Raw genomic sequence first — 21,690 nt, forward strand, 5'->3', positions numbered from 1 at the left:
GGTGATTACAGATGAAACAAAAGGGAAAAAGAGTACTATCCCTGGTTACAGCCATTGTAATGATAGCACAGATACTTTTAATCGCTTTGCCGGTTGCTGTGAAAGCGGAAACAAACACGATTTTTACAAATTATCTGCCAGAGATTACACAGGTAACCGATGCAGCCGGGTTTACACATCCCGGTGTAGGACAAACCAAGGAGCTTCTTGAAAACGTTAGATCGAAGGTCAGAGCGGGAGCACAACCTTGGACGTACTATTTTAATACCATGCTGCTCCCGGCTGCTGAAGCTTCGAAGACGGTTACGTCAAGCAACAGCGGCGATGGCAAGACACCAAGCGCTGATTATTTCGACAGTCAGGGTATTCAAGGAAGGTTTATTGCAGATAGCATAAAGGCATATGCACAGGCGGTTATGTATTATGTGACCGGCGATGAAGTATACCGCGCCAATGCAATGATGATTATCCGTATTTGGGAACAGATGGATCCTGCGAAATACAAGTACTATTCAGATGCTCATATTCACGCAGGAATACCTCTTAACCGAATGCTCATGGCAGCGGAGATTTTAAGGTATACAAGCACTCAAACAGAATCACTGGCTTGGACAGATCAAGATACAGCTAAATTAACCAATAATCTTATCATTCCGATAACGGAAACATTGCTGCATAGCCAACACCATTTTATGAACCAGCATAATTATCCGCTCATTGGAGCCATATCCGGGTACATCTTTACCGGCAACCGCGAGAGATACAACGAGGCTGTGGAATGGTTTACCGTTAACCGTACAGCTAATGACCAAGGCTTCAACGGATCTATTAAGGCGCTGTTCCGGTGGGTAACGGAGGAACAAAAGCCGGGAACGATAGTCGGGGAAGGAACGCCGGTAGAACCTCACGTTCAGCATATGGAGATGGGCAGGGACCAAGCGCATGGCGGCGGCGACTTAACCAACGCGGCCATCATTACCCGATTGATTCACGCCCAAGGAACCAAAGTAGACCCGGTAGCCGGAACCCCGTCTACAGCGGACAATGCAGTGGATATCATGGAGTTCCTGAATCATCGACTTTTGGCGGCAGCCGACTATTTTTGGCAGTTCATGCTAGGTTATGACACGCCATGGACACCGCAGGCATACGCCATTACCGGCGGCGACCCTGATAACGTTGGTATGGGTGGATATATAAGAGACACTTATAATACAATTGCACACGGTTACTGGGGAAGATTTTCGACGGCTAACTTCTGGGATTTTTATTCCTACTATACTTATGTCAAACATGAAGATGTAGCCGAGATTGCACCGTATTATTATGAAGCCTTCACCAAGAAACTCCCGTCAACTCCCGATGGCTGGCGCAATAAGGATGCAGGCAATGACTTCTGGCTCTATTTGCCGCCGGAGGCCGAGGCTGATGCAGCAAAGTTTATACCTCAGGATCAAACCAGCGGCAAAACCTTGCATCTGGAAGACCGGTACACAAATCTTGACAACCATACGGCTACGATGCAAGAGGGCGATACCAGATTCATCCGTTTTCATGCAACTCAAGAAGGAAGTAAAATAGCTGTTCTCAGCTTTGCAAGTGCAGGTTCGGGGTCCTTTGGATTCAAAATTCGAACCAATGGCGTAACCACAATTGATTGGGGGGGTTCGACCTTCACCCTTCCGGATACAAAGGGGGAGTGGAAATATGTAGTGTTGGCCGGGGGCTTTGGCGATATGGTCTTTATGACGGTAAAAGGAGCCCCTGGCGTTACCGTCGATATTGACTCCGTTGATGCGGCGGCAGGTACGAATCTGACACCCCCGGTATTCAAAGCCGGAAGCTCGGATTTGAAGATCTATACTTATGTAGGAGCGACCGTGAATGTAGATTTGTCTGCTACGGATGCAAGCAGCACGGATGTAATTGCGTATGAGCTTCAGAATAATTCCAAGGGGCTTCCGATTGATACCCATACAGGCGCATTTTTCTGGCAGCCTACAGAGGCCGGAGACTATTCCGTTGTCGTTACGGCTACGGACGGCACTACCGTTTCGGTCAAAAATATCAACATTATCGTAAGCAGCGACCGTGCTTCTGCAGTACAAGCCATCACTTCGTCCTATGATAGTAACCAAGCATACATTGAAGCAACACTTAACAATTTCCACACGGTTTATAACGACACGTTGAGTCTGATTAACACTGCGTCCGATGTGGAGTTCGATATGCAATTGCAAGCTCTAAGGGCTGCAGTCGATGGTCTGGAATTAGTAACGCCTTTAACTGATTTCGGCATGCCTTGGTCCAAGCTTGTTGCTTGGTCCACCTTTGGTAAAGATGCCACTTATGTAAATGATGGTGATTGGGAGAGCGGCGCTTGGTTTGGTCTGGCGCAGGGGTCACCGCCGCATTTGTATCATTTGCTGGATTTCGGTTCCGATTATAAGGTTTCAGCTACCAAGTTTGGGTTCAAGAGCAATATCTTCGTAGATCGTCTCGCCAACTCTACGGTATATGGATCCAATGATAAGATGAACTGGACTCGGCTGACACCGGGAGTCACCCAGTATACGCAAGCTTATCATACTCTTGATGTAGATCCTGCATACCAAAATGAGAAATACCGTTATATCAAATTGGAAATGATCAAACCGCTGCCCGATGTTCTTCGTGGGAATGTGGTTAATCTCTTGGAAATGCGCGATTTTGACATCTATGGAACGCGTCATGAAATCGGCAACAAGCTTCAAGCGGTTTCCTTAAGTTCGGATCAGGCTCTTAACGGCAGGGTTGCACTAGGCAATACAGTTAAAGCATCCATCACGGCCAAAGAAGCGATCCAAAACGTAAAGGTTAAAATTCAAGGCCAGGATGCCACAGTCAGTACGACGGACCATATCAACTGGACGGCTACGGCAATTTTGACCGGACAAGATCAAACCGGCGATGTGAAAGTCAGTGTCGATTATACCAAGCAGGACGGAACGAACGGAGATACCCTGTATGGCACAACCGATGGTTCCAAGCTGTTCGCTGCCGATGATTCGGATTTGATTACGAATCTGGCCAGCCTCGCCAATTTGATTGGTTATAGCGCGGCAGATACGTTAAAACAAGCGAATTATCTATTTGACAACAATGCAAGTACGGCTTCCGAGTTCCGGTTGAACGGCTCTGGAGCGGGAAGCTACATGACCTTTGACTTCAGGGAAGGCAATCAAGTGACGCTTTCGAATGTAGAACTGCTTGCAAGACAAGATCAAGTTGCTCGACTAAGCGGTGCAGTGGTTCAAGGCTCCAACGATAATACGACATGGACGACCCTCACCAAAGGAGCTGCATCTACAGCGGATTGGCAAATGTTGAAGGTTAGCGATACGAAAGGGTACCGTTATATCCGAATTTACAATGCGAATACGTGGTTCGGCAATATGGCGGAAGTAAGACTACATGGCGTTGTGAAGTCCCTGAGTAAGATCGCGTCGTCTTCGATCAGTTCGGCTCAGAGCGTCAAAAGCAGGATTGTTCCAGGTAACACGGCCAAATTGACCTTCACTTCCAAAGAAGCGATCAATAATGTCAAGGTCACAATCCAAGGTCAAGCCGCGACGGTTACTTCTGCGGACAATATCAACTGGAACGCAGAGGCGACCTTGAATCAAGGCGCAGCAACAGGCACAGTAAATTTCGCCATCACTTACAACCAGCAAGATGGAGCAGTCGGATTCCCTATTCACTCTACTACAGATAACTCCACTCTGATCCTTGTAGACGAGTCGGATGTGATTAAAAATGTGACTAGTATCGCCAATTTAATGGACTCTACTGCAGGAAGAACGTCAGCAACGACACTGCAACAGGTGAATTATCTGTTTGACAACAATGCAAGTACGAGTTCCGACTTCCGTATTGGAAGCAACAACTCCGGCTCCGGAAGCTATATCACCTTTGACTTTAAGGAAGGCAATCTAGTTACGCTTTCGAATGTAGAACTGCTTGCAAGACAAGATCAAGTTGCTCGACTAAACGGTGCAGTGGTTCAGGGCTCCAACGATAATACGACCTGGACAAATCTCACTGCAGCGGCGGTATCTGCACCGGATTGGCAGACCTTGACGGTCAGCGGCAATGTCCCGTATCGTTATATCCGAATTTACAATGGCAATGCATGGTTTGGCAATATGGCCGAGGTGAGATTCCATGGAAACGTTGAATCTGTGACCAAAATCCAATCGGCTTCGATCAGTTCGGCTCAAAGCATCATGAACAGGATCGTGCCAGGCAACACAGTTAATGTAGCGATTGTAGCCAAAGAGCCCATTAAAGACGTAAAAGTCGCGATTCAAGGCCAAGATGCAACCGTATCTTCCACAGACAATATCAACTGGAAGGCTACGGCCACCTTGAATCAAGGCGTGGCTTCAGGGCCGGTGAAATTCACCGTGAATTACATTAAACAAGATGGAACGGCAGGGTATCCAGCCACTCAAACAACAGACAACACTGCTCTTTACCTTGTTGATGAGTCGGATGTGATTAAAAATGTCACCAGCATCACCAATTTGATTGATTCAACCTCAGGAAGGACTGCTGCGCAAACCTTACAGCAGGTAAATTACTTGTTTGACAGCAACGCAACTTCGGGTTCCGACTTCCGTATTGGAAGCAACAACTCCGGAACGGGAAGCTACATTATCTTTGACTTTAAAGCAGGCAATCAAGCTGCGCTTACGAGTGTAGAGCTGCTCGCAAGACAAGATCAAAATTATGCAAGAATCAATGGTGCAGTGATCCAAGGATCCAACGATAATACGACTTGGACGACTCTCACCAAAGCGGCGGTAGCCACACGGGATTGGCAAACCTTGGAGGTCAGCAGTAAAGTGCCGTACCGTTACATCAAAATTGTCAACCCAAACACTTGGTTTGGAAATGTGAATGAAGTGAGATTCCACGGGGCAGTGAAACCGGCGGACGTGACGCCTCCGGTTACAACGGATGATGCGCCCCAGGGATCAGTGAACAAGGATACGACGGTTAACCTCACTGCCACTGATGAAAACTCCGGCGTTGCGGCCACCTACTACAAAGTAGACGGCGGCGCGCAGCAAACAGGGAACACGGTTACATTGACCACCTATGGAACGCATACGTTAGTGTATTGGAGCGTAGACTGGGCCGGCAATGTGGAGCAGCAGCATACGGTCACCGTAAACCTCGATAAGACTGCTCCGGTTGTGGCCGGCTTGTATGCGGATATTACAGTGCCGACCAACAAAGATGTTACTGTAACAATCTACTATCCGAATGACGTAGTGCTGACGGAGTACAAAGTTGGCGATAACAGCGAATGGACAGCGTACACGGGTCCGGTAACGGTTTCCGAAAACGTAACGGTGTATGCAAGAAGTGCGGATGCTGCGGGCAATGTCTCGGACGTAGCGAGCTACACGGTCAGCAACATTTACAAGACAGCACCTTCGGACGCCATCTTGACAGCTGACATTACAGGTCCGACCAACGGCAATGTCACCTTGACGATCAGCTACCCGGACAACGTGGCGGTCAAAGAGTACAAAGTAGGAGATAACGGCACATGGACAGCGTATGCTTCACCTGTGACCGTATCCGACAATGTTACCGTCTTTGCACGGAGCAAGGACATTGCAGGCAATGTTTCGAATGTAACCAGCTATACCGTAAGCAATATCGACAGGACGCCGCCTGCGGACGCCGTATTGTCTGCCGACATTACGGAGCCGACTAATCAGGATGTTACTGTAACGATCAGCTATCCGGTCGATGCTGCAGTGAAGGAGTACAAGGTAGGCGAAAACGGCGTTTGGACCGCGTACGGTGCTCCTGTGGTGATCTCCGAAAACAGCACGGTGTATGCAAGAGGGAAGGATGCTGCCGGCAATGTTTCCAACGTCACCCAGTATGCGGTTGGCAATATCGACCGAATCCCGCCAACCGACGCAACCTTGGCGGTAGATACCACAGCTCCGACCAATCAAGGTGTCACCGTAACGATCACCTATCCGGACGATGCGGCGGTGAAAGAGTATAAAGTGGGCGATAGCGGCCTGTGGGCAGCTTATACGGAGCCCGTTGTTGTTCAAGAGAATGATACGGTATATGCAAGAGGAACGGACGCTGTAGGCAATGTATCGAATGTAACCAGCGCCGTTGTAAGCAACATTTGGAAGATTGCTCCTGTCACCACGGCAGCATTAAGCCCTGCTCAGCCTACCGGCAAGAACAGCTGGTATACGTCGGATGTAACCGTAAGCTTATCCGTTTACGCTAGTGTATATGGAGGAGCGGTGAAAACGGAATATCAAGTGAATGACGGTGCATGGATCATTTACACCGGTTCCATTCCTGCCTTTGGTGATGGAGCTTATAAGCTGGGTTACCGCAGTACGGATGAAGCCGGCAATGTGGAACAACTCAAAACCATTGAGTTCAAAGTGGACAAGACAGCCCCTGTATTATCTGTCCAGTTGGACAAGACGTCGATCTGGCCGCCGAATCATATGATGGTACCGATCAATGCCACTCTGCTTCCGAGCGACGACGGTTCAGGGATTGAATCGGTGGTGTTGACCTCCATTACCAGCAATCTGCCGGATAGCGGCAGAGGCGGCGACATTCAGGCGAATTTCGGCACAGCCGCCACTTCATTCAGCGTGCGTGCAGAAAAAGGAAGCAATTACACCATCACGTACACGGCTACCGATAAAGCGGGCAACAAAACGGTAGTAACGGCAACCGTAACGGTGCCTCATGATCAATCCGGCATTCATTAATTAGAACCATTTTATCGGAGGAAGGCCTTAGCGCCTTCCTCTGTTAGAATGTTCTTCGTTACTGATTTTTTTGCAAGATCAGACGCGTGTAGAAGCTTAGGAGGTGGAAAGCGATTCCAAAAAATACTATCCAGTATTCTTTGTCTTCTATTGGCCATGACGGGCTTGACCGGTATAGGGAGCATCGAGACAGCGAAAGCGGCTGTTTCTCCGCTGATTACCTCTTACAAACCCCAGGTAGTCAATGCGGATGCCAATGTTTCCTATACGGATGCCAACGGAAACACGATCTCCGGAATCCTTCACCATCCGGGCATTGCCATGTCCATGGCGGATTTGGACAATATGCGGGATCACGTAAGAGCAGGGGATGAGCCTTGGAATACGGCGTTTAATGCCTTTGCCGCCGACTCTCAATCCAGTAAAACGCCAAGAATCCTTTATGAAAACGTTTATATATTCCGGCACATTCAAGGGCCTTGGGAGCCAGAGCTCTTACTCCCAGCGAGATCGCTGCCCTTGCCGCACAGTAACGATCCGCGATCTAGTGACGCCGCGGGTTGCCAAAGTTACACCCAAGCCTGGTGAATATATGCCTCTCTTTGCAGGCGTATTTTGATAAAGGCGATAAATAAGGAGGGGAAGGCATTGGGCCTTCCTCTTTTCATTTTCACATTCAAAAAATCACTGGAATCATGCACGATTGCAGTGTTTGAAAGGGTTCGATCACAGTGTTCGTTATATATTAAAGTGTCCTGCAAGCGCATTTTTGTGCATACTGAAAGCATCGGGAAGAGAGCAGCTTGATAAAATCCATTCCGTCCGGTAAAACCGTAAGCGACGGCATCGACATGATGGCCAGCTCCTATATTGAGATCATAATGAAGCGAAAATCAAGGCGCAAGATGCGAAATCAGAGCTTGGTTTCTGGCCTGGATTGGGTTTTCTCCAAACAGGAGAACAATGACTTGTTTGCGTTGCCGGAGCAAGTTCAAAAATATTATGAATATCAATTTAAGCCGGATACATTTAAGAAACATGTACTGGCAGGATTTACATTTGATCAAGAGCCTGTAAAAAGTGAAATTGCCAAATGCAACACCGCTATTGAAGAAACAAATCAATACCTTCCTCGCTCAAAAGAAGTAAAATAGTCGGAATATACAACAAGTAAAATAGGGACATCAGTAGATCTAGCAAAATCCAATCTATTGATGTCCCTATTTATGTAATGACATCCTAAAGGGAGGTGAGACAATTCAAGCGTATACGAGGCAAAATTGGGAAAAAAAGCTTCAATAAAAAATTTGTGTAAGGAGAGGACATTTATTATGGTTTTGCAGAACAAGAAAGCAACCTGGGCGGTGCGCGCCCTGGCCGTCTGTCTGGCGGCGGTCATGCTGCTGCAATTGTTCGTCCCCGTGGCGAACAATCGAGTATTCGCAGCTACTTCAGATACGCAGCCTGAAACTGCTAACGGTTATTTGGACAAGATCGATTTCGGCAATGCCGAATCTGAAAGCGCTCACCAATTCAGGGGGGAGTCTACCAGTGTTATTACCGGCTTTTTGGGGGAAAACGCAAGGGTATCTGAGCCGCGTATTCCTGCTTCAGATACAGGAGGTTTTTTAACCTTTTCCATGAAGGTGGACCCGTATCTGCAAAACTACTTTACGGTAAAGTTTGCAGGAGATGAGACGATGCCTGCGGGAGCTCGAGCGCAAATTGTGATCAATGGCGAGCAGATCGGGTATTTCAGAGGTGGGGATTATGCTGCTCTGATAGGCGGCGAACGAGCACCGAATCAATTTATATACAACACGATTGTGCTTCCTCTGGAGTCAACGAGAGGGAAGGAAATCGTTGAAATCACAATCAATACAACAAATCCCTTTGGTAAGGTAGAACAACGATCAAGGGGGTACTATACCGGTTATACCCATACCCAGGCTTATATTGATGTAGAAGATGAAGTGCAAGGGTATAAATTTAAAGAAAATCAGGGACCGGAGACCGTACTGCGATCCGGCGATACCTATGAGGAAATTGAAGCAAGAATTGAACAGTTAAGACAAGAACCAATTAACACCTTTATGAATCATTATAACCATCTTGGCAATAATCCGAATAACACGTTAAATATCGCTAAATACACAAATGCTCTTCGGTATTATGCCATGGTCTTGAAACAGGACATATCTCCCATGCAAACCCCGGAAGCGAAACGTGAAGCGTTAATGCGTATGTTTCAAGCCATTGATGTTCATACGAAAAACTATTATGGAAATACAAGAATGGTGCTTCGTGGAGGTCACCAGGGGGATTGGGGCGGCTTTTACGGCGAATTGGGAGAGGCTTTGTATCTTGCGGAAACCCTGATCTTTGATGAAGAAGTGTTAGGGGATGAAGCCTATAATGCCTTTCTGGATCAACCCTTTGCTACAGGAACGGTTGAAGGAGAATTTTCTCTTGCCAGCGCAGGGTGGAATGGTGAACCATTAACCCGAAGAATGGCTTGGGAACGGGTGCTGAAAGCGAATTTTGATTTTGCCCGTTCCAGACAATCTTATATTACGAATCAGGTGTTCTATACGTACGAAGGCGCATGGAAGGCTCATGAAGGACTCAGGATGGTTGGGTCCGAATTTTATGAAGGGAAAGAGCGCAGTCATCAAATTGTATATGAAATGTTTGGAGTAAGACCATGGTTAGGAGAAGAAGTACTGGTTGGTCCTAATGGGGAAGAATTAGATCTCTATCATTCTTTGTTTTCTCATGATAGTGCAGCTGTCTTTACAGATGACTATGTACATATAGTCGGCAAAGGGCTTGCAAAAAGCAAATTGGATGAAGATGGACATGTTGTACGACGCAAGCCTTATGGAGAACATTATACAAATCTAACCAAAGCCGGGTTGACAAGAGAAAATCACTATGTAGGAATTTATGGGGAAGTAGCCAATTATATTTTGGATTACTTCTATAAAACCTTGAATCAGCCTGGGGATGAAGAACTCAATGATGAGCTTCTGAAACAAGCTCTTAACAACTTTTATGCTCGTCTGTGGACTCGAATCAATGACCTGGATGATGAGGGCAAACGACTCATAGCGATGAATGCCACTATTGATGAACGGAATGGGGGTATGCCTTCCAGAACTCCTGCTTATGGCGCCAGAATGCTCGGATATGGCACGTCTTATGCTTATCTAGAAAAGTACATGGCGGATCACGAGGAACGTTATAGCGGTCCTGAATGGGAGAAGTATTGGGACTATGCCAGATATACCGTAGGGGCCGTTCAGCAGATGAAGATGGATAATCGCTTAATGGATGATTTGAATGCGAGGGATTTCCATCTGCGTGAGACCTATGAGTATTTAACCAATACCCGAAAGAACTATGCCAGATTTAATGATGTAAAGGCCGGGGTTGTGCTTCCACAGACCGATTTTGATTATTATAAAGAAGAAGAGATTGCCGCATTGGGTGTGAATCCGGAGGAATATGAACAGTTTGCATGGATCGATGTAGATAATGCATTCATCTCCATGCGAGATGGGGACTTTAGAATGTTCGGGGGTTTAGCATGGCTGAATATGGGAGTTCCGGCTACTGGCAAGCTTCATATTGTCACACCTGAGAATGTGCGAGTGGTACAGGTTGCTCACAATAATCAGTTCCAATATGAAGATTACCACATCAGACAACAAGATGTAGATCTATTTTACCAGCGAAATGATCCGGCAACCAAAGGCTTTGCGCCTCAATCCCTGGCAGGTGAAATATTGCCTATTGCGTATCAGCCAGGGGTTGGTAAAGTGGTGCGAGACAATTTTGAAGTCGATCACCCCTATGGGGCATTAACAGATTTAATGGCTGCAAGATATGGGGAGTATTTCATCCTCATGAATACTACTCGTCCTGAATACGAGAATGAACGTACCTTTGAGGTGGAGTTGCCTTCCGATTATACAGGAAATGAGATCTTCGATTTTGTTTCCAAAGCCAATATTCCGGTAACCAATGGAAAAGTAACCATTGGACCTGAAAGAGGAATGGTTCTTAAATTATCGTCCAAATATGATCCAGCGCCAAAACCAAATCATGTGGATTTTGTCAAAGCGAATGAAGGAAATGGATATGTGGATGTGATATGGAAAACCACTGCCGGAGGGCAAACGTATACCCTCAAACGTTCTGAAACAGAGCATGGTCCGTATGCCGTGATTGCAGAAGGGTTAACGGGCAATCACTATAAAGATACCGATGTAGTCAATGGGAAAGTATATTATTATAAAGTGGCAGCCGTGAATGAACATGGATCAGGTTGGGACTCATGGCGTGCAAAAGCTGATCTGAGCGATGCCGGATCCAAAAATCTTGCTTCTCCATGGCAACAGGACTTCATTGGCACCACCCAAGGCAGCGCAACGGTTAATGGTGATGGGATTACAATCCAGAATGTGGATGGAAAAGGCCTGGGAGTAGGGGACGATTTTAATATCTATAGAAGAGATATTAATGATTCCTTCCACTTTGTCCATCAGGTTGCAATTGGAAATAGCTCTATTAGTGCCAGGATTGATCAGAATAGCGGCGCTCTCAGCGGTATTATGTTAAGGGAAAAGCTTTCTGCAAATTCCCGTTATCTATATTTTGGCGCGGATGACCAAGGGAACCTGGTACTGCAAGATCGTAATCGAGTGTCCTTTGGAGTATGGAATGGTGGTATACCTGTTAGTCCGTGGAATCATAAAATTAAAGGCTATCATGTCGATGACTATCCTTATATCAAGCTGTTGTGGCATCATAACTCACAGATGGCCTATGCTTTTGTATCAAAAGATGGAGTCGATTGGGAATACATTGCCAAGTCAGATAGTTTATTCCCATATGCCTATTATATAGGGCTCCTATCGTCTGAAGATGCAGCATTCAGTGAAGTAACCGTATCGGCTATGCCGAGAGAAAGTCTGATTCCGTTTGTCGTAAAAGATAAAGATCAAATTACTTTGCATTGGACTAAACCGAAGCAAGCCTCCTGGTTCAACGTATACCGCACCTATGATGAAGAGGCGAGCTTGACCGATCCGGTATTCAAGGCAGGCACAACCGAGCTGGAAGACGGCTCCTCCTGGGAGGAGGTTCTCACGGGTACAAGAGCGAAGCCATTCCAGGACGCCTTACGGTATGGCAGGGTATATTATAAGGTGCTGCCCGTTCATGACGACGGCTCCCCGCAACCGTTCTCGGCCGCTGTTTCCGCTGATGCGGATCCTATTTCGATGGTGCTGGAAGATGCGAAGAGCTTGCCGGCTTCCGACTATACGAAGGCGAGCTTCTACCTGTTCCATAAGGAATTGGATCGTATTAAAGCGGAGATGATGAAGCCTGAATTTGACGAGGCGCAGCTGATTGACGAAATCTACGAAGCGAAGAAGCTGCTCGTTTCGGTTCGGACGCTGCTGACCAAAATTCAGATGCAACCATCGATGGCCAGGGCCTCTGAGAAGTTCTGGCAGAATGATAAAATCTCCGAGGAACAGAACGCATGGTATTTATTTGATGGAAATCCCGATACGATTGCCCACACCAGGTCTAAAGAGAGCTGGGTTGACGTGGACTTTGGCGCAGGAAACGAAAAAGTGGTGGATACGTTCCGCTACCTGCCAAGAAGAACGCATGTAGGCCGTGTCAACGGCACCGTCTTCAAGGGCTCGAATGACGGAGTGAATTGGACCGATCTGTACAAGATTCCGAATGCGTTGATTTATGAGTGGTATTCCGCACATAACCCTGATAAGACGCCATATCGCTACATTCGGATCTATGACGATCATAACGGCTTCGTGAACTTTGAAGAAATCGAGTTCCTTGAAATCGGCATTGACAAGACGCTGCTCACTCAATTGCTCGATGAAGCGGCCGAAGTTGTTGCTGAATATTACACAACCGAAAGCTTTGAAGCTTTCCAAACGGCACATGTGAACGCAGAGTCGGTGGCAGGTAATGCCGGTGCAACTCAGGCGGTGATCGATGCGGCGGCGGTAAGCCTGCTGGAGGCGCTCGAAGGGCTGGAGTATATCGAAGGGCTGCCGGTGCTTGCTCCGATCGGCCACAAATTCGTCATTGCAGAACAGCAACTGACATTTACAGTTAAAGAAATGAAGGGCATGGACGGCGTGCAGTACGAGGCGGCCAATCTGCCGGAAGGAGCTTCCTTCAACGCAGGAACGCGCACATTCAATTGGACGCCGGGCAAAGAGCAGGGCGGTGTGCATACGGTCGTCTTTACCGTCAAATCCGGAGCATTGTCCACCTCCAGAAACGTTCAGATTACGGTAAAAGGATTACCGGTAATCACTGCTGAGCCGGTTGTGGAAGTGACGGCGAAGAAGCTGCTCACCTACCAGGTGCCGGCATCCGATCCTTCAGTCACGAAAGTGACTTACAGCGTGGAGAATCTGCCGACGGGCGCATCCTTCGACGCAGCGGCGGGCGTGCTCTCCTGGACGCCGGGGCATGCGGACTATGGCAGCCATCCGGTGATCTTTAAGGTCAGCAATGGAAGCTTCGAGGTCAGCCAAACCGTAGATTTCAATGTCAAGCTGAATGTGATTCCGTCTAAAGGTTATACGCAGGGCAGCCACTACCTGTACCTGAAGAAAGTGGCGCGGATCGAAGCGGAAATGGCGAAACCGGGAGCAGACAAGGCACAGCTTGCTGCCGAGCTTGAACAGGTGGAAGCTTCACTTGATCAAGTGCCGTTGTCGCATTATCCATTCGAGGGCAACACGGTGAATGCATTTGGCAAACATGACGGAACTGCCCAAGGAAACGTTGGTTACTCTGATGGCAAGATAGGTAAAGCTGTCAATTTGAATGGTACGGACGGCTACATGACCTTGCCGAAAGAACATGCACTTTCCGGTTACGACGCGATCACCGTGGCAACCTGGGTAAATTGGCGAGGCGGCGGCAACTGGCAACGAATATTCGACTTCGGCAACAATACGAATCAGTTTATGTTCCTTTCGCCGAAATCAGGCAGCGGTACGCTGCGTTTCGCGATCAAGAACGGCGGCGGAGAGCAGAGTGTGCAGACCGCAGCGCTGCCGTTGAATCAATGGGTGCATGTGGCGGTTACGCTTGGGGGCAAAACGGCGAAGCTGTATGTGAACGGCGAACTAAAGGCTACGAACACCAATGTCACAATCAAGCCGAGCGATTTCAAGCCGGGCGTAAATTACATCGGCAAAAGCCAGTTTAACGATCCGTTGTTCAATGGGATGATCGACGAGTTCCGCATTTTCAATTACGCCATGAGCGGGGCAGAAATCCAGGCCGTTTACAACAACACTGCGAAATGGATCGACACCAGCTTGCTTGAGGTTCTGCTGGAGGAAGCTGCTGCAATTAATCCCGAACATTATACCGACGAAAGTGTAGAGGTCCTGCAGACGGCGGTCTCCGAAGCGGAGCTAGTGCGCGGGAATGCCGCTGCAACCCAGGAAGAGATTGATGCGGCAGCTGCACTTCTGAAGCAAGCGCTGGAAGCACTGGAGATCAAGATCACGGCGGCGCTCAATCCTTCCGAACCGAACGGCCTGAACGGTTGGTACACGGCGCCGGTCACGGTGACGTTGTCGGCATACGGCAATGTGCAATACAGCGTGGACGGCGGCAGCAGCTGGTTCGCCTATGACGCGCCTGTTATGCTGAGCCGGGAAGGCACGAACCAAATGCTGTATCGTCCGGCAACCGTAACCGATGCGGTTTATCCGAAGTCGGTGGATGCGAAGCTGGATCCGACTGCGCCGCAAGTTACGATTGCCGGCGAAGCTTCGTATACCATAGATCAAGCGATCCGCATCACGTGCAGCGCAGTTGACACGGTATCCGGCGTCACTTACTCGCCGTGCGGCGCACCGATCGTAGATGTTAAGGCGTATACGCTTGAGCCGGGCGTGCATACCGTAACGGCGGAAGCGCAAGATGCCGCTGGTCACAGCGGGTCGGCCGAGCATTCATACAGTGTGGTTGCGACGTTCGATAGTCTGTCTGCGCTGACCGGTACCTTCTCGCAGGAAACCGGTGCATCAGGATGGCAGGGCATGGCAGCATCCCTTCAGCAGAAGCTGGCGGACGCCAAAGCAAAAGCCGCTGCAGGCAAGGGTGAGGAAGCGCGCAATATGCTGCAGGCATTTATCCATGAAGTGAATGCTCAGAGCGGGAAAAAGCTGAGCGGCGAGCAGGCGGCCGTGCTGATCCGCTGGGCGCAGTGGCTGCACGATGAGACGCCGCTGGCGGGAGGGGCACCGGGAAAACCGGTCCTCTCTGACAACAACGGTCACGATACGGGACTGAAGGACGGCAGCTATACCGTCACGATGAACCTGTGGTGGGGGAACAACGGCACCGAGTTCAAGCTGTATGAGAATGGTGAGTTGATCCATACGCAGACGTTGACGGACGACTCGCCGAAGGCGCAAACCGTGAAGACCGATATTACGGGCAAAGCGAACGGAACGTATACGTACACCTGCGAGCTGACGAACGTTTTCGGCCTTGCGGCATGTGACCCGTTTGTCGTCACCGTTACCGATGCCGAGCCGGGCAAACCGGTATTGTCCCATGACAACTGGGATGGCGACGGGAATTACGTGGTTACGATGAATATGTGGTGGGGAACGAACGGTTCCGAATACCGCCTGTACGAGAACGGGACTTTGATCGATTCGCAGACGCTGACCGAAGCGACTCCGAAGACCCAGAAGGCGGCAACGAGCATCTCCGGCAGAGCTCCGGGCGTATACGAGTACCGTGCCGTACTGGTCAATGCGGCGGGCGAGATGAGCAGCGAGACGATCACGATTAACATCAAGGAGCAAGAAGGTTGATAAACGAGTTAACCTGCAAATAATCATCGAAGCCCCCAATCGAATCTTCGTTCTAAATTGGGGGCTTCGCTTCTTGAGAATTGAAAGAGAGGGTGAGGGCAAACGGGCAAATCAGGGCGGACTTGTCTCTTAAGAAGCCAGCAAATATTTGCATTGTATGTAATTAAAAAAGGAGGATAATGACATGAATCTTTTCAAGAAGAAAAGTCGCTCCCACAGGATTGTTTTCGGCATTCTTTGTTTGGCGTTGGCGATGACGAGTTTCCTCGGGATCGGAAGCCAAACGGCAAAAGCGGCGATTTCGCCGCTGATTACTTCTTATAAGCCGCAGGTAGTAAGTACGTCTGCAAATGTGTCCTATACCAATTCCTCCGGGAACACGGTAACGGGAACCATTCACCATCCTGGCATTGCAATGAGTCAGACGGATTTGGACAACATGCGCGATCACGTAAGAGCGGGGGATGAGCCTTGGAATACGGCGTTTAATGCCTTTGCCGCCGACTCCCAATCCAGTAAAACACCAAGAATCTATTATGAAAATGTTTATATCTTCAAGCACATTCAAGGTCCTTGGAAGTTTACCGACCCCGAGAGACCCACTGTCACATACGATAACCCCAGCGAATATGTAGGAGCACGTGCCAACACCGATTCCGAAACCGCTTTCATGCAGGCGATAATGTGGTATATTACCGGCGATGAAACGTATCGCGCCAACGCTATGAAAATCATTAGAAGTTATTCTGCCGCAGAGGATTGCGTTCAACATTGGCAATTCCGTTTTGCTACAATGAGTTATTTTTTCTCGGCAGCGGCAGAAATCCTGCGCTATTCCGATACACCTACAGCGAGTTTGAAATGGACGGCTACGGATACAGCGAATCTTACCCATCTCATGGACATCGTTTCCGTCACTTATAACGCTCATTCCTTTTTTATGAATCAGCATCAGTTTACGGTCATGGGAGCGATGGGAAGAGCGATCTTCACCAATAATCTGCAGCTTTACGATGAGGCTGTAGAAGCTGCGACTGTAAATGCCGCAGGCGATCAAGGGGGAAGAAACGGTTCCATTAAGCATCAGATGCGGTGGATGACGACTAATGAGCGAACAGGAGCGGCATTGAATCCGGCGGACTACCATGTGCAGGCCATCGAAATGGGGCGCGATGTGGGGCATTCCTATGCGGATGTTGCCGGACTGTCTACTTTGGCGCAGACCATCTATGCCCAAGGCACGAAGGTTGACCCGGTAACCGGAGTGAGGTCTACAGCCTCCAATGCGGTGAATGTGTTCAACTTCCTGGACGACCGGCTGCTGGCAGGAACGACATATCTGCTCAAGTATCATCTGGGTTACGATGTGTTATGGACGCCCGCATGGGCCAATCAAAGCAGTACCATTCAATATTTCGACACGATCAACGCAGACGGCAGAGGCAGAATCGATGCGTTCTACAGTGTTTTATATAACTATTACAAATATATCGAAAATCGGGATATGACCCAAGAGAAATACAAATATGTAGCCTATACTTATGTAACGAGAATGCCGGAGGTTGCGGGAAAGGATTATCCGCTTTTCATGCTGCTGTACACGCCCGATGCGGCCAAGACGGTCGGCTTGAGCAACAAGATCACGTTAGGCTCTATAACGGGATTGACGGCAACGGCGGCGGGTGCGAATACGATCTACGTAAGCTGGGCGGGTGTGCCGGGCGCGCTAGGGTATAACATCTACCGGTCCACAGATCCGAATGGCACTTTTACAAAGGTTAGCAGCGCCCCCACTGCAGCGGCATTATATCGCGATACAAACTTGACCCCTGATACGACCTATTATTATCAGGTAGAAGTAGCCGGAGGATCGAAATCTTCTGCGGTATCTGCGGCTACGGGAGGAACTTCTGGGACTGCTTCGGTCAGATTCAACAATGCCGGCACCGGCTTGTATATCGATGGGATGGGCCGTACTTCCAACGGCTCCGCTGCAGGACAATGGAGCTCCAGCACCAGCAATAATCAACGGTGGATTGAGGAAACTGACGGGAGCTATGTCCGTATTAAAAATGTCGCAACCGGACTATACTTGGATGGCATGGGCCGCACTGCCAACGGCTCCGCCGCCGGACAATGGAGCCTCAGCACCAGCACAAATCAGCAATGGTCCGTTACGATAGACGGCAACAATGTGCGGATCCGAAACCGCGCAACGGGGTTATATCTGGATGGGATGGGCCGTACAACCAACGGGGGGGACCTAGGCCAGTATGGAGGAGGAGGCAGCGCCAACCAAAGATGGCAGGTCGTAAACTAAGTATACGGACTGAAATCCAGTGAAGTTCGCACATGGATAAAGCGCCGAAAACCATATAACCCTAGAGCGAATACCAGAGATGCCAGCCCTTGTACCTTAATACATTGCACAAATTGGCCAACAACACAATTTCCGAAAGGAGATGCAAAACACATGAATCCGGCAAACGCCTCTGCAGTATACGCTGTCAAAGAGGCCGGCAAAAAAACGGAATCAAGGTTGGCCTCATTTCCTAAAATCATAGGAATCATGCACGATTGCAGTGTTTGAAAGAGTTCGATCACGGTGTTCGTTATATATTAAAGTAGTCTGCAAGCGCTATTTTTGTGCATACTGAAAGCGTCGAGACGATAAGAAAGTATCTTGTTAAAGTGAGGAAAAAATTGATGAGCTTTTTAAAGATTTGGGAGGCACCCGAAGGGGCGGTAGGCCGGGATGATTTTAAGGTTAGCGTCCGCATTCCGGGGGAGAGCTGGCAGCCACTCTTCGTGTATGAAGCGAAGGTGGACATGCACAATGTCAGACAGGCCTCCATGGTAAGCTCAGATCCTGAAGCTGCAGCACTGATGAAGTTGCAAATTGATACATTCAATCGTTATAAACAAGAAGATACGCCGATGCCTGTCAACTTTGATTTCAATGCGATAGTGACTCCAGCTAAAAATAAGTTTACGGCTCTGGACCCCGATATCCAGAACGACATCGTTAAAGTGATTTTGGGCAAAGGAGACCCGATTGCCCAGTGGAAAGAAATCGTCAAGGGATACGATGCCAAAGGTGTGCCTGAAGCGATCAAAGAAGTCAACGAAGAGGCAGCTAAGAGAGGCATTAAGTAAGTTATAACCAAGGTTCAATGACAATGCAACGACGTGAGGAAGCTTCAGAACGATATGTACCATGTTCGTGAAGCTTCTTTATTATTGGCATTACCACTCAGAATTGGATCGGCAGCTAGTGATTTTCTAATAATTCCCATCTCGATAGACAGGTGAACGATTTCCGCATCTAGAACATGCACGGCGTGTTCCGGACTTCCCGTCATTGATTCGGCGGTGGAGCATTGTGCTCGTTAATAGGCAAATTTACAATCGAAAGGATGACTCAGTTATGGAGGTTAACTATAATCTATTATCGAAAAAGGGATTTTGGGGAGATCAGGGGGACGGCACCTATGTCAATCCTGTCTTGCCAGGAGATTATAGCGATCCGGATGTCATTCGGGTCGGAGATGATTATTACGGTATCTCCTCTACCTTGCATTGCTCACCGGGGATGGCGGTATTGCATTCCAAAGATCTTGTCAACTGGAGAATGATCGGGCATGTTGTGGACGATTTGACAAGTATCGGCCCGGAATACAGTTACAATCGAATGAATCGTTACGGCAGAGGTGTCTGGGCGGGCGCGATCCGATTCCACAGGGATAAATTCTGGGTATATTTCTTCACGCCTGATGAAGGATTGTTTATGAGCACGGCTGCCGACCCGGCGGGACCTTGGGAGCCGCTTCATCAGGTTTGGGCGGTCAGCGGCTGGGACGACTGCTGCCCGTTTTGGGACGATGACGGACAAGGCTACTTCGTTGCCACGAATTTTGCCGATAACTATAATATCCATCTGTTTAAACTTAGTGAAGACGGCAAAGAGCTGTTGCATGACAGCGATACGATTATCCATCAATACAAAGGGAGCGAAGCCAATAAGCTCTACAAAATAAACGGGTATTACTATTTCTTTCACAGCGAGGTGCGCCTTGAGGAAGGCGTTGAAGTCCGAGTCGTCATGATGTTAAGGGCAGAGTATATTTATGGTCCTTATGAGGAAAAGGAAATTATCCATACACACGGAAAGGAAATAGACCGGGAGCCGAATCAGGGCGGACTTGTCCAGACGGTTTCCGGAGATTGGTACTTCATTAGCCATCAGGGAATGGGCGGACACGAAGGTAGACCGCTTCATTTGCTGCCCGTAACATGGGTGGATGGATGGCCGATCATCGGCAACGATACGGACGACGATGGAATCGGAGAGATGGTATGGGGAGGCAAGAAGCCCATAAACGGGCATCCCGAGACGGTTCTTTCCACGAATGACGATTTTGACCGGGCGGCGCTTGAGCCGTATTGGGAATGGAACCATCAGCCAAGAGCCGATAAATGGTCGTTAACGGAACGGCCCGGCTATTTGCGTCTGTACGCGTGCCAACCCATCGATAAAGACCATTTTTTTACCGTATGCAACGTCATTTCCCAAAGAGCGTATAGAACCGTTCACAATGAGGCAACCGTAAAAATAGACATCAGCGGCATGGCAGACGGGCAAGAAGCGGGGCTTTGCCATTTTGCACAAACCTATTGCACGATTGGCGTTCAACAACAGAATGGGACAAGGGTTCTGAAGTTTAACAATTCGGGTACGATTGAATGGGGCCCGCAAATAACGGTTTGCACCCTTTGGTTAAGGTCTGTGTGGAACATAGACGGGATCAACCGGTTCGAATATAGCGTCGATGGGGACCATTTCACGAGCTTTGGAGACGCCTATCAGCTGGGGTGGGGGAATTACAGGGGAGACCGGATCGGGTTATACAGCTATAACTGCGAGAGTGAACAGGGTTATATCGATGTAGACCGATTTTGTTATGAGACCGCAGGAGCAAGGTAAGCGCACATGACGCTCGAAAAACTTTATGGGAGTGGAGAAGGAATGAAATCGCCATTGTTTAGGGATCCCATCTATGACGGAGCGGCAGATCCTGTAGTCATTTGGAATCATCAGACCAAGGAATGGTGGATGATTTATACGAATCGCCGGGCAACGCAGGAAGGTCCGAAATTCGGATGGGTGCATGGCACCGATCTCGGTGTTGCTTCTTCATCGGATGGCGGAGCAACCTGGTTATACCGGGGAACCTTGGAAGGTCTCGAAACAGAATGGGGCAGAAATACGTTCTGGGCGCCTGAAATCATTTGGCATGATGGGCTGTACCATATGTATGTCACTTATGTCCACGGCGTACCGGAAGATTGGACGGGCAAGGCTCGTATCAGGCATTATACAAGCCCCGACCTTATTCGTTGGGAGTTCCAGTCCACGCTTGGAATTAGTGAGGAGAACGTGATCGATGCCTGTGTGTACCGGCTGCCGAACGGCACGTTTCGTATGTGGTTTAAGCAGCGGAATCATACCTACGCTGCCGAGAGCAAGGATCTGTATGATTGGCAGCCGATTGGTCCGGTGATAACCGAAAGAGGCCACGAAGGACCGAATGTGTTTCACTTGAAAGGATATTATTGGCTTATCATAGACGAATGGAGAGGACAAGGCGTTTACCGTTCCGATGATCTTATGACATGGGAACGAAACGGCATCATTCTCGACCAACCTGGCAAACGTGAAGATGACGGGACGATCGGCCTTCACGCGGATGTGGTGGTACAAGGAGAAGAGGGGTATATCTTTTATTTTACTCATCCTGGCCGTGTTCATGGGCAGAATGAAGATTCGAACAACTATGAAATGCGCCGCTCGTCCATTCAGGTTGCCAAGCTGGAAGTTGTGGACGGTGTGCTATGCTGTGATCGCGACAAGGTGTTTGAGTTACATCTTGGAGCGGAAGATTGATAGGGCTGCTTTCATAGTAAAGCGAGAT

Annotated in this window: 7 protein-coding genes and 2 pseudogenes; all 9 read left to right on the forward strand. The window is 48.7% G+C overall.

What is annotated here, in order from left to right; genetic code table 11:
- Positions 1–11 precede the first annotated feature (11 nt).
- Positions 12–6,815 carry an OmpL47-type beta-barrel domain-containing protein gene (locus tag ICC18_RS30955; protein WP_188178276.1) on the forward strand — a complete coding sequence of 2,268 codons (6,804 nt, stop codon included), beginning with the start codon at positions 12–14 and terminating at the stop codon, positions 6,813–6,815.
- A 165-nt stretch (positions 6,816–6,980) separates the two neighbouring features.
- On the forward strand, positions 6,981–7,403 hold the full coding sequence (locus ICC18_RS30960; RefSeq protein ID WP_188178277.1) for a hypothetical protein: 423 nt from the start codon (positions 6,981–6,983) through the stop codon (positions 7,401–7,403).
- A gap of 215 nt (positions 7,404–7,618) precedes the next feature.
- Positions 7,619–7,969 (forward strand): DUF3502 domain-containing protein, encoded by a 351-nt coding sequence (locus ICC18_RS34135; protein WP_223193024.1) that lies wholly within the window; start codon positions 7,619–7,621, stop codon positions 7,967–7,969.
- Positions 7,970–12,310: 4,341 nt separating this feature from the next.
- Positions 12,311–14,149: pseudogene (locus ICC18_RS35020) on the forward strand (LamG-like jellyroll fold domain-containing protein); the annotation flags it as partial.
- A 969-nt stretch (positions 14,150–15,118) separates the two neighbouring features.
- Positions 15,119–15,718, forward strand: a pseudogene (locus tag ICC18_RS35025) (chitinase N-terminal domain-containing protein); the annotation flags it as partial.
- Positions 15,719–15,902: 184 nt separating this feature from the next.
- Positions 15,903–18,038 carry an RICIN domain-containing protein gene (locus ICC18_RS34140; RefSeq protein ID WP_223193025.1) on the forward strand — a complete coding sequence of 712 codons (2,136 nt, stop codon included), beginning with the start codon at positions 15,903–15,905 and terminating at the stop codon, positions 18,036–18,038.
- A gap of 386 nt (positions 18,039–18,424) precedes the next feature.
- Entirely contained in the window at positions 18,425–18,874 is a 450-nt protein-coding gene (locus tag ICC18_RS30980) for a hypothetical protein (protein ID WP_188178295.1), read from the forward strand.
- Between the two features lie 271 nt (positions 18,875–19,145).
- Entirely contained in the window at positions 19,146–20,702 is a 1,557-nt protein-coding gene (locus ICC18_RS30985; RefSeq protein ID WP_188178279.1) for a glycoside hydrolase family 43 protein, read from the forward strand.
- A gap of 42 nt (positions 20,703–20,744) precedes the next feature.
- A complete protein-coding gene (locus tag ICC18_RS30990; protein ID WP_188178280.1) occupies positions 20,745–21,662 on the forward strand; it encodes a glycoside hydrolase family protein in 918 nt (305 codons plus the stop codon).
- Positions 21,663–21,690 lie beyond the last annotated feature (28 nt).

The organism is Paenibacillus sedimenti (assembly GCF_014534655.1).
Lineage (GTDB): Bacteria > Bacillota > Bacilli > Paenibacillales > NBRC-103111 > Paenibacillus_E > Paenibacillus_E sedimenti.

What these genes read in the sequence shown, in the direction of transcription:
- ICC18_RS30955 (WP_188178276.1), top strand. Translation starts at nt 12, where the DNA reads ATGAAACAAAAGGGAAAAAGAGTACTATCCCTGGTTACAGCCATTGTA.
- ICC18_RS30985 (WP_188178279.1), top strand. Translation starts at nt 19,146, where the DNA reads ATGGAGGTTAACTATAATCTATTATCGAAAAAGGGATTTTGGGGAGAT.
- ICC18_RS34140 (WP_223193025.1), top strand. Translation starts at nt 15,903, where the DNA reads ATGAATCTTTTCAAGAAGAAAAGTCGCTCCCACAGGATTGTTTTCGGC.
- ICC18_RS30980 (WP_188178295.1), top strand. Translation starts at nt 18,425, where the DNA reads ATGAGCTTTTTAAAGATTTGGGAGGCACCCGAAGGGGCGGTAGGCCGG.
- ICC18_RS30990 (WP_188178280.1), top strand. Translation starts at nt 20,745, where the DNA reads ATGAAATCGCCATTGTTTAGGGATCCCATCTATGACGGAGCGGCAGAT.